Origin of the sequence: Streptomyces pseudovenezuelae (assembly GCF_029892565.1) — a bacterium.
Lineage (GTDB): Bacteria > Actinomycetota > Actinomycetes > Streptomycetales > Streptomycetaceae > Streptomyces > Streptomyces pseudovenezuelae_A.
In genome coordinates this window covers 211,450-221,930 of record NZ_JARXVH010000015.1, presented here as the reverse complement: position 1 = coordinate 221,930, position 10,481 = coordinate 211,450, and the positions used below count along the sequence as shown (strand labels likewise).

The window sequence follows — 10,481 nt, the reverse complement described above, 5'->3', positions numbered from 1 at the left end:
AGTTTCATCAAGCGGAATCTGCGCAGGCACCGAAGAAGGACCGCACTGGTCGGGGTGGGGGCCCTGACCGCCGGTCTGCTGCTGACCTCGCCGCAGTCCGCCGAGGCAGCCAACCTCGTCAAGAACGCGGGCTTCGAGACCGCCGGCACCGGTGACATGCCGTACTGCTGGGAGAAGTCCGGCTGGGGCGACAACGACTTCACCTTCGAGGCCACGAGCGACGCGCACAGCGGTGCCAAGGCGATGAAGGTGTCGCTGACGCGTCGGGTCGAGGGCGACCGCAAGGCCCTGATCACCGAGACGACGGACTGCGCGCCGGTGGTGAGCGCGGGCAAGCAGTACGACCTCGGGCTCTGGTACAAGTCCACGACACCCGACGCCAACATCACGCTCTTCCGACACGACGCCACCGCCGGCTGGCAGTACTGGACCGACCTCAAGACCCTGGAGATACAGGGCGGTTGGACCCAGGCCACGGTCCGCACACCCGAGGTGCCGGCCGGCACCGACCGGATCACCTGGGGTGTCTCGGTCTACGGCACCGGCTCGGCGACCACCGACGACTACACGATGGAGCAGGTCCCGGACGTCACTCCGCCGGCCACCTGCACGGGCACCGCCGAGCAGTGCGCCAACGGGCGTTGGGACGTGCTGCCCACGCAGAACCCGGTGCGCTCGATGCACTCCGTCGTCCTCAACAACGGCAAGGTGCTGCTGATCGCGGGCTCCGGCAACAGCGAGGAGCAGTTCGACGCGGGCACCTTCACCAGCGCGGTCTACGACCCGGTCGCCGGCACGTACAAGGTGATCCCGACGCCGAAGGACATGTTCTGCTCCGGCCACATCCAGCTCCAGGACGGCCGGGTGCTGGTGATGAGCGGCAACAAGGCCTTCCCGGCGGTGGACGGTTCGCACGGCTACGAGGGCTACAAGGACTCGTACATCTTCGATCCGGTCACCGAGACCTACAGCAAGACCAACGACCTCAACGACGGTCACTGGTACCCGTCTGCGACCGAGCTCGGCAACGGTGACGTCATCTCCTTCGGCGGGCTGCGCGAGGACTCGACCGGCTCGGTGACCGCCGAGTACTGGTCGGACGCCGAGCAGAAGTGGCTGGCGCTGTGGCAGGTCAACCAGACCTGGTCGTACTGGGGTCTGTACCCGTCGATGATCCTGATGCAGGACGGCCGCCTCTTCTACTCGGGCAGCCATGTCTTCGGCAACAACATCCCGGGCACGGGCTCGGCGATCTACGACTACGACGCGAACACGGTCACGCAGGTCCCGGGGTTGCAGAGCAAGGACCAGCGGGACCAGTCGGCGAGCGTGCTGCTGCCGCCGGCGCAGGATCAGAAGGTCCTCACCGTCGGCGGCGGCAACATCGACTCCAACCCGGACGGCAACCGCCTCACCGACGTCATCGACCTCAAGGACGCCGACCCGTCCTATGTCGCCGGGCCGCCGCTGCCGCAGGGCACGGTCGACCTCGGCAACGGTCCGGTGGCCGAGACCGGCAACCAGGGCAAGATGTACGTCTCCGCCGTACTGCTGCCCGACGGCAAGGTGCTGGAGACCGGCGGCGCTCTGCACAACCGCGCCAACCCGGTCTACGAGTCGTCGATCTACGACCCCGACACCAACACCTTCGACCCGGTGGCCGCCGACCCGGAGGCCCGCGGCTACCACTCCTCGTCGTTCCTGCTGCCCGACGGCCGGGTGATGTCGACCGGCGACAACCCGGGCAACGGCACCTGGAACCACAACGTGTCGATCTACACGCCGCCGTATCTGCTCAAGGGCACGCGGCCGACGATCACTTCGGTGATCGACACCGAGTGGAACTACGGCGACACCCAGCGGATCACGGTCGACCGGCCCGTCGCCAAGGCCGAGTTGATCCGTCCGGCGGCCGTCACGCACTCCTCGGACCCCAACCAGCGGTTCGTGGATCTGCCGCTGTCGGTGGACGGCAACAACGTCGACCTGAACGTGACGAGCAACCCCAATGTGGCGCCGCCGGGTTGGTACATGCTCTTCGCGGTGGACGCCAACGGTGTGCCGTCGGTCGCCAAGTGGGTGCATCTGCAGGGTCCGTCGGCACTGAGCGCCTCGGACGCCTCGGCGCACGTGCACTCCTTCGCCGACTCCCTGGAGGGCAAGGTCGCCGAGCCCGGCAAGAAGCGCGCCTCGCAGAAGGTCCCCGTGACCATCTCGGGCTGCGACCGGCACTACGGCTCGATCAACGTGTGTGTGCCGACCGCCTTCCCGAAGACCGTGAAGAAGACGGCGGCCGCGCGCTGCGACTGGCTCAAGAAGAACGACTACGGCCGGCTCAAGGTCAACGGCAAGGACGACCCGCTGAGCCTGGACCGCAACAAGGACGGGCTGGCGTGCGGGAAGGGTGATGTGAAGACCGTGCTGACCAGGCGTTAGAGGTCGGCACGGACGCGGAGCACGGGCTCAGTCCGAGAGCCCGTGCTCCAGCACGTCCATCGTGCGGTTCACCAGGTCCTTGAAGTCGCCCTCGTGGCCGTGCTCCGCCCAGTACAGGGTCGTCTCCATCAGGGCGCCGACGAGGGACATCGCGTAGACCCTTACCTCCAGGCTCTCCGGGTCCCGGCCGGTGCGCTCGGAGATGGCCTGACAGAGCATGGTGCCGGTGACCGACATGCTCTCCATCGTCCGTGAGCGCACCGCCGGGACCTGGACCATCAGATGGGACCGGAGCCGGGAGACCTCCTCGTCCTCCTTGAGGCCGTACTGGATGGCCCTGTGCATCACGTACCGGAGGCTGACCAGCCACGGCTCGTCGGCGGGGCGGGCCCGCAGCTCGTCCATGATGATCGGGTCGAACTCGTCGGTGATGACGATGTCTTCCTTGGTGGGGAAGTAGCGGAAGACGGTCGACGGCGACACCTCGGCGCGCTCGGCGATCTGCTCGATCGTCGTCGCGTCGTACCCCTGTTCCTTGACCAGTGCGTACGTCGCGGTGCGGATCGCCTCGCGGGTCTTGATCTTCTTCCGCTCGCGCAGGCCCAGTTGCGGGCGGTCGGCGGGGCTGAAGGGGGAGGGTGCGGCCGTCATGGTGCTCATTGTCCGGCATCCGCCGACGCGGTGGCCATGTCCGGGGTCTCGTCCCCCTTCTCCTTCGCGTGCGTGACCGGCGTGTTCGGCAGGAAGGCCGCGGCCAGCAGGGCGGTGACGAGGGCCGCGGCGCCGCACACCAGCAGGACCAGGCCCATGCCGTGGACGTACGCGCTGTTCGCGGAGGCCACCAGGTCGGCCGAGCCCGTCTTCTGGGCGACTATGTGCGCCGCGACCACGGAGTCCCCGGCGGTGTCGGCGGCCCTGGCGGGCAGCCCGGTGGTGTCGAGGCGGTCGCGGAAGGTGCTCGCCAGCAGGCTGCCGAGCAGGGCGATGCCGATGGCGGCGCCGACCTGGCGCGTCGTCATGAGGAGACCGGCGCCGCTGCCGGCCCGGTCACGGGGCAGCGCGCCGAGGGCGCCGTCCATCGCCGGGACGACCGAGAAGCCGAAGCCGAAGCCGGTGATCGACAGCCACAGCGCGGTGAAGCCGTAGCCCGAGTCCACGCTCGTACGGCTGCCCAGGAACGCGGCGAAGGCGAGGACCACCAGGCCCGCGGTGACCACCGCGCGGGAGCCGAACCGGGCGACGACCGGCTGCGCGGCGCGGGCCGCGACGATCAGCCCGCCCATCATGGGCAGCAGCCGGACGCCGGTGCCCAGAGCGTCGTTGCCGAGCACCGCCTGGAGGTACTGGGGCAGCACGAACAGCAGGCCGGACAGGACGAACATCACCAGGGTCGCGGCGAGTGTGTTGAACAGGAAGCCGCGTTGGGCGAGCAGTTCCATGTCGAGCATGGGGCGGGCCATGCGCCGCTCGCGCAGCACGAGCGCGGCGATCAGTACGGCGGCTCCGGCGAGCATGCCCACGATCAGCGGGTCGCCCCAGCCGCGGCTGGGCGCCTCGATGATCGCGTAGATCAGGGCGCCGAGGCCGGCCGCCGTGAACGCGGTGGAGAGGGCGTCGACCTTGGGCGAGGCGGGGTCGCTGGTCTCGGGCAGCAGGAAGACGCAGGCGGCGATGCCGAGCGCGGCCATCGGGATGTTGACCAGGAAGACCGAGCCCCACCAGAAGTGGTTGAGCAGCCAGCCGCCGATGATCGGGCCGAGCGGCAGACCGAGCGAGGAGGCGGCGGAGATGATGCCGACAGCCTTGGTCCGCTCGTCCGGGCCGAAGAGCGAGGGCAGCACGGACAGGGCGAGCGGGGTGATCAGTGCCGCGCCGATGCCCATGACCGTGCGGGCCGCGATGACCCAGTTCACGTCGTCCGCCAGGACGCCGACCACGGATCCGGCGAGGAAGATGCCGAGCCCCACGATCAGCATGCGGCGCCGTCCGAAGCGGTCGCCGAGCAGTCCGGCGGGGAGCATCAGCGCCGCGAAGACGATGACGTAGGAGTCCGCCATCCACTGCTGCTGGCCGGTGGTGGCGCCGAGGTCGCCCGCCATCGTCGGCAGGGCGACGTTCAGGATCGTCGTGTCGAAGCCGAGGGTGAGCATGCTCGCGACCAGGGCGCCGAGGGCCCACCAGCGGCGCGGGTCGCGCCGCACGCCCATGTTCTGAGTGACAGTAGCCATGAAATGAGAGTAGCTCTCAAAAGACTGTTGATGTCAACAGGTGGTCGCTGTCAGGAAGCTGCGAGGCGGGTCGCGGCATACGGAAAATGGCCACGGCTGAGGAGCCGTGGCCATGAAGGAAGGGGTGCGTCAGGGGCTATCCGTGCTGGTACGCCACCAGCGAGATGCCGACGTAGTGCGTGAGGAAGGCCGCCACGGTGAGCGAGTGGAAGACCTCGTGGAAGCCGAACCAGCGCGGGGACGGGTTGGGGCGCTTGATGCCGTAGATCACGCCGCCCGCGCTGTAGAGGAGGCCGCCGACGATCACCAGGACGAGGACCGCGATGCCGCCGGTGCGCATGAAGTCCGGCAGGAAGAAGACGGCCGCCCAGCCCATCGCGATGTAGCAGGGGGTGTAGAGCCAGCGCGGGGCGCCGACCCAGAAGACGCGGAAGACGATGCCGGCCGTCGCCGCGGCCCAGATGCCCCACAGCAGCACCTGCCCCTTGGCGCCCGGCAGGAGCAGCATCGTGAGCGGGGTGTAGGTACCGGCGATGATCAGGAAGATGTTGGCGTGATCCAGTCTGCGCAGGATGCCGTCCATGCGGGGGCTCCAGTTGCCCCGGTGGTACAGCGCGCTCACGCCGAACAGCAGGCAGGCGGTCAGGGCGAAGACACCGCAGGCGATGCGACCGCGTGAGGAGTCGGCGAGGGCGGTGAGCACCAGGCCCGAGACGAGCACGGCCGGGAACATGCCGAGATGCAGCCAGCCGCGCAGCTTCGGCTTCACATGGTCGGGCAGCGAGAGCGCTTCGGCGACGCGGCCGGCGGCCGTCGTGTCCGTGTGCGCTTCGGGGACGGACGCATTCATGCCCGGCATCGTACCTACGGACCCGTAAGTTACGTATCAGTAGAAGCCGGAGAACGGCCAAGAGTGGCCATCCTCTCACGGGAGTTGAGGCTTCGTGCCGCCACGTAAAAGAACCGTTGGGTGAACCCAACGTGCACGCAAAGACACGCTCGGAAACATGTTGACGCGTGGCGAGCCTCACTCCGCTCATCCGTGAGGCCCTCTGGACATATGGGCACCCGCGTCGGATGATCAAATGAGTGCGGTCGGCACCGGATGAGCGCTGAAGATCAGCCGTGCAGCATCCGGGCCGCAGCCCCCACGGGGCCTCCAACAAAAAATCCCTCATTTAGGAGCAATCGTGGCGCGCGACATCGCGGCTCCCCCCGTCATCCCCACAAAGCACCCAGAACTGATCTCGTGGGTGAACGAGATCGCCGAACTGACCGAGCCGGACAGCGTGGTCTGGTGTGACGGATCCGAGGCCGAGTACGAGCGACTGTGCGAGGAGCTCGTCGAAAAGGGCACCTTCAAGAAGCTCGACCCGATCAAGCGCCCCAACTCCTACTACGCCGCCTCCGACCCGACCGATGTCGCGCGGGTCGAGGACCGGACGTTCATCTGCTCCGAGAAGGAAGAGGACGCGGGCCCGACCAACCACTGGAAGGCTCCTGCCGAGATGCGGGAGATCTTCACGGGGGAGAAGGGCGAGGGGGGCGTCTTCCGTGGCTCGATGAGGGGCCGGACGATGTACGTCGTCCCGTTCTGCATGGGCCCGCTCGGCTCGGACCTCTCCGCGATCGGCGTCGAGATCACCGACTCCGCCTACGTCGCCGTGTCCATGCGCACGATGACGCGCATGGGCCGGCCCGTCCTGGACGAACTCGGCGAGGACGGCTTCTTCGTGCGTGCTGTGCACACGCTCGGAGCGCCGCTGGCCGAGGGCGAGGCCGACGTGCCGTGGCCGTGCAACTCCACCAAGTACATCTCGCACTTCCCCGAGAGCCGCGAGATCTGGTCCTACGGCTCCGGCTACGGCGGCAACGCGCTGCTGGGCAAGAAGTGCTACGCCCTGCGCATCGCCTCCGTCATGGCCCGCGACGAGGGCTGGCTCGCCGAGCACATGCTGATCCTCAAACTCACCCCGCCGCAGGGCGAGTCGAAGTACGTCGCCGCCGCCTTCCCGAGCGCCTGCGGCAAGACCAACCTCGCCATGCTGGAGCCCACCATCTCCGGCTGGACCGTCGAGACGATCGGTGACGACATCGCCTGGATGCGGTTCGGCGAGGACGGCCGGCTCTACGCGATCAACCCCGAGGCCGGCTTCTTCGGCGTCGCGCCCGGCACCGGTGAGCACACCAACGCCAACGCGATGAAGACGCTGTGGGGCAACTCGGTCTTCACCAACGTGGCGTTGACCGATGACAACGACATCTGGTGGGAGGGCATGACGGAGGAGACCCCGGCCCACCTGACGGACTGGAAGGGCAACTCCTGGACGCCGGAGTCCGATTCGCCCGCCGCCCACCCCAACGCCCGCTTCACCACCCCCGCCGCGCAGTGCCCGATCATCGCGCCCGAGTGGGAGAACCCGAAGGGCGTGCCGATCTCGGCGATCCTCTTCGGCGGCCGGCGCGCCACCGCCGTACCGCTGGTGACCGAGTCCTTCGACTGGAACCACGGCGTCTTCCTCGGCGCCAACGTGGCCTCCGAGAAGACCGCCGCCGCCGAGGGCAAGGTCGGCGAACTGCGCCGCGACCCCTTCGCCATGCTGCCGTTCTGCGGCTACAACATGGGCGACTACATGGGCCACTGGGTCGATGTCGCCAAGGGCCGCGACCAGGCGAAGCTGCCGAAGATCTACTACGTCAACTGGTTCCGCAAGAACGACCAGGGCAAGTTCGTCTGGCCCGGCTTCGGCGAGAACAGCCGGGTCCTGAAGTGGATCGTGGACCGCCTGGACGGCCGCGCCGAGGGCGTCGAGACCCCGATCGGCGTGCTGCCGGCGAAGGGCGCCCTCGACACCAAGGGCCTCGAACTGGCCGAGTCCGACCTGGAGTTCCTGCTCACGGTCGACAAGGAGATCTGGCGCGAGGAGGCCGCACTGGTGCCGGACCACCTCAACACCTTCGGCGACCACACACCGAAGGAACTGTGGGACGAGTACCACGCGCTGGTGCAGCGCCTGGGCTGAGTCCCGCACCTGAAAGACTCCGCGGCCGGCAACGGTGCCCTGACCAGCGATCGTCACGGCCGGCCGCGGTGCAGACCGGCGAGGTCCCGCACAACGGCGTGCGGGACTGTGGGCCCGTCGTCACCGTTCCCGTCCGCCCCGACGGGAACGCGGCGGCGGGCCCTCGCCGTTGTTCGGCCGCCGCTGCCGTCTCTGTCGTGAAACCGACGGCTTCCACTTCTCGTATCTTCTCGCGTCTTCTTGCATCACCTCTGTGCGCACCGGGATTTCGCGGGACACTCGGGACATCCTGCAACGAACCCCGAAATGAGGTGAGCGGGGTGCGCACACCGGTCAGCGATCCCCTGAAGGTGGGGCCCTACCGGATCGTCGGGCGCCTTGGATCCGGCGGCATGGGATGGGTGTATCTCGGCCGTTCGCCGGCCGGGCGCGAGGTGGCGGTCAAGGTGGTGCGCCAGGAACTGGCCGCCGAACCCGAGTTCCGGGAGCGCTTCGCCCGCGAGGTCGCCGCCGCCCGGGTGGTCAGCGGCGCGTACACGGCGGCCGTGATCGACGCCGACACGGAGGCCGAACTGCCCTGGCTGGCCACGATGTACGTGGCGGGCCCCTCGCTCACGGAGGCGGTCCGCACCGACGGTCCGCTGCCCGAGGCGCAGGTGCGCAAGCTCGGCGCCTTCCTGGTCGAGGCTCTGCAGGCCGTGCACGCGGCCGGAGTCGTGCACCGCGACCTCAAACCGTCGAACGTACTGCTGGCCGCCGACGGCCCCCGCGTCATCGACTTCGGCATCTCCCGCGTCGACGGCGCGCCCGGACTCACCCAGGCCGGACTCATCGTCGGCACCCCGCCGTTCATGTCCCCCGAGCAGATGAAGGGCGCGCGGGTCGGCCCGCCGAGCGACGTCTTCTCCCTCGGCGGAGTCCTGGTCTACGCCCTCACCGGCCGCCCGCCGCACGGCACCGGCGAGTCGGTGCGCTACCAGGTCGTCTGCGGCGAACCCGAACTCGACGCCGTACCAGCGGGCATACGACCCCTGGTCGCCCGCTGCCTCGCCAAGAAACCCGAGGACCGGCCCCCACTCGACGTGCTGCTGACCGAACTCCTCGCGGAGACCGAGCAGTCGCCGTCCTGGCCGCCGCCCAAGGTGAGGCGGACCATCGAACTCCGGGTCAGCGAACTGGCGGCCCGCCGCTCCTCCGGTACGAGCGTGTCGGTGCCGTCCTGTCTGCTGCTGCACGCCCAGGCGCTGCTGGACGCCGGACTGACCGACGCGATGGTCACCCGGGCGGTGAACCGTGGCTCCCTCTGAGTCCTTTCCCCGCCCGGTCCTCGAAATCGGCACGCACTGGAGGCAGTTGGTGCAGAAGTGGGGCGCCGACCGGAACTACCACGCCCTGACGGACACCGACTCCGTGTCCCTGCGCTTCGACCTGGAGGAGACCGGCCGCACGCTCACGGTCCGCTTCATGACCACCAAGCGGCTGCTCGTCGCCTTCGTCACCGACGGCCAGGACCTGCGCCACGACCAACTGGCCCTCGCCGCCGCCGCGTCCAACGCGTGGAACACGGAACAGCTCAATCCCATGCTCTCCGTGTGGGACGTCCGGGGACCGCGGCCGTGTCTCGCCGGGGTGTGCGATCTCCCGCTGACCTGCCGGGTCACGCAGACGGATTTCGATGCTCTGGCCAGTGATTGGGTGGAACGGGCGCGGCAGATGTTCATCCGCTGCCACCAGGTGTTCCAGTTGTAGAAGTGACAGGTGTGAGGGGGCACAGCCCCTTTCGGACGCGGGCCTGTTGGCTCCACTATGGGCGGGGGTCTTTTCGGGCCACGGGGGTGCCCATGGGGCGATCGTTGCGTTTCACCATCTTTCTGGGAATTCTTCTCGTCCTGGTGTCGGTCGCGCCGGCGGCCGGGGCGGACGACGGATGCGGCGGGGACTTCTCGGCCAGGCTGAAGTGCTGGTCGAGCGAGCTCGACGGCGGGACCGTCACCGTCACCCTCGACCGGGCGCTGCGCCTCGACGGCTCCACGACCCAACGCGCCGACCTCATCGAGGACATCGAGAGGAAGAGCAGCAAGCTGAACGTCCAGGTGCCGGCCGGCGTCTCCACCGGCGAGGGCGGCACGGTCCTGCTCCTGCTGGCGGAACAACGCGGCCGGCTCGTCGACGAGAGCGCGAAGATCGACCGCTTGTCGCGGAGCATGCGCAAGGAGCTGGACATTCTCTGCGGGTCGACGCGCAAGGACCTGTGCGAGCTGGTCGGCCCGGGCGAGTCCCCGATGTCCGGCGACAAGCTGATCACGGCGGACGAGGCCACCGAGCAGCACGCCTACGTCGTAGGCCCCGCCGACGACCAGGGCGACAACCGTAGCCAATGGCTGCTCCCCGCCACCGCCACCGTCCTCGTCCTCCTCCTCGGCGCCTTCTACTTCCTCGTCCGCCGCACCCGGACTCCGGCCCCCGCCACGGCCGGTCAGGCCTCCCGCACCGCCGACGCCGACGAACCCACCCGCGCCCTGCGCACCACACCCGCCCGTTCCGGCGGCCGGCACCGGGCCCGAAACCGCGCCGGTTCCGCCCGGTCCGCCGTCGTCCGCACCGACCTGCACCCGCAGGGCTACGTCGAGGTCGACCGCGTCCTGTACCGGGCGGTGTGGGCGGAGCCCGGACAGGCGCCGCCCGTGCCCGGCTCGCCCGTCGACGTCACCGACGTCCCGGAGAAGGACGCGGACGTCCTGCACGCCTTCCCGCCCGCCGCAGGGCGGTCCGCCCCCGCCCGCTGACGTACCGG

The 10,481-nt window shown here is 69.1% G+C and carries 8 protein-coding genes; 5 read left to right on the top strand and 3 right to left on the bottom strand.

The window, feature by feature from the left end; all coding sequences use genetic code 11:
• The first annotated feature begins 18 nt into the window (after positions 1-18).
• Positions 19-2,436 carry a galactose oxidase-like domain-containing protein gene (locus tag M2283_RS37855; RefSeq protein WP_280881058.1) on the top strand — a complete coding sequence of 806 codons (2,418 nt, stop codon included), beginning with the start codon at positions 19-21 and terminating at the stop codon, positions 2,434-2,436.
• 27 nt (positions 2,437-2,463) lie between these two features.
• On the opposite strand, the gene M2283_RS37850 is transcribed toward M2283_RS37855, so the two are convergent.
• The 3 genes from M2283_RS37850 to trhA all read right to left on the bottom strand — a co-directional run bounded on the left by M2283_RS37850 (position 2,464) and on the right by trhA (position 5,514).
• Positions 2,464-3,096 (bottom strand): TetR/AcrR family transcriptional regulator, encoded by a 633-nt coding sequence (locus M2283_RS37850; RefSeq protein WP_280881025.1) that lies wholly within the window; start codon positions 3,094-3,096, stop codon positions 2,464-2,466.
• Positions 3,093-4,664 (bottom strand): DHA2 family efflux MFS transporter permease subunit, encoded by a 1,572-nt coding sequence (locus M2283_RS37845; protein WP_280881024.1) that lies wholly within the window; start codon positions 4,662-4,664, stop codon positions 3,093-3,095. Before M2283_RS37845 ends, M2283_RS37850 begins: the two co-directional genes overlap by 4 nt.
• A gap of 136 nt (positions 4,665-4,800) precedes the next feature.
• Complete coding sequence (trhA, locus tag M2283_RS37840; RefSeq protein WP_280881023.1) at positions 4,801-5,514, bottom strand: PAQR family membrane homeostasis protein TrhA; 714 nt, start codon at positions 5,512-5,514, stop codon at positions 4,801-4,803.
• Between the two features lie 340 nt (positions 5,515-5,854).
• On the opposite strand from trhA, the gene M2283_RS37835 reads away from it, so the two are divergent.
• From M2283_RS37835 to M2283_RS37820, 4 genes are all read left to right on the top strand, one after another.
• Positions 5,855-7,687, top strand: a complete 1,833-nt coding sequence (locus tag M2283_RS37835; protein ID WP_280881022.1) for a phosphoenolpyruvate carboxykinase (GTP) — start codon at positions 5,855-5,857, stop codon at positions 7,685-7,687.
• 320 nt (positions 7,688-8,007) lie between these two features.
• A complete protein-coding gene (locus tag M2283_RS37830) occupies positions 8,008-8,994 on the top strand; it encodes a serine/threonine-protein kinase (protein WP_280881021.1) in 987 nt (328 codons plus the stop codon).
• A gap of 49 nt (positions 8,995-9,043) precedes the next feature.
• On the top strand, positions 9,044-9,436 hold the full coding sequence (locus M2283_RS37825) for a hypothetical protein (protein ID WP_280881020.1): 393 nt from the start codon (positions 9,044-9,046) through the stop codon (positions 9,434-9,436).
• A gap of 92 nt (positions 9,437-9,528) precedes the next feature.
• Positions 9,529-10,473 (top strand): hypothetical protein, encoded by a 945-nt coding sequence (locus tag M2283_RS37820; protein WP_280881019.1) that lies wholly within the window; start codon positions 9,529-9,531, stop codon positions 10,471-10,473.
• Positions 10,474-10,481 lie beyond the last annotated feature (8 nt).

What these genes read in the sequence shown, in the direction of transcription:
- M2283_RS37850 (WP_280881025.1), bottom strand. Translation starts at nt 3,096, where the DNA reads ATGAGCACCATGACGGCCGCACCCTCCCCCTTCAGCCCCGCCGACCGC.
- M2283_RS37845 (WP_280881024.1), bottom strand. Translation starts at nt 4,664, where the DNA reads ATGGCTACTGTCACTCAGAACATGGGCGTGCGGCGCGACCCGCGCCGC.
- trhA (WP_280881023.1), bottom strand. Translation starts at nt 5,514, where the DNA reads ATGAATGCGTCCGTCCCCGAAGCGCACACGGACACGACGGCCGCCGGC.
- M2283_RS37820 (WP_280881019.1), top strand. Translation starts at nt 9,529, where the DNA reads ATGGGGCGATCGTTGCGTTTCACCATCTTTCTGGGAATTCTTCTCGTC.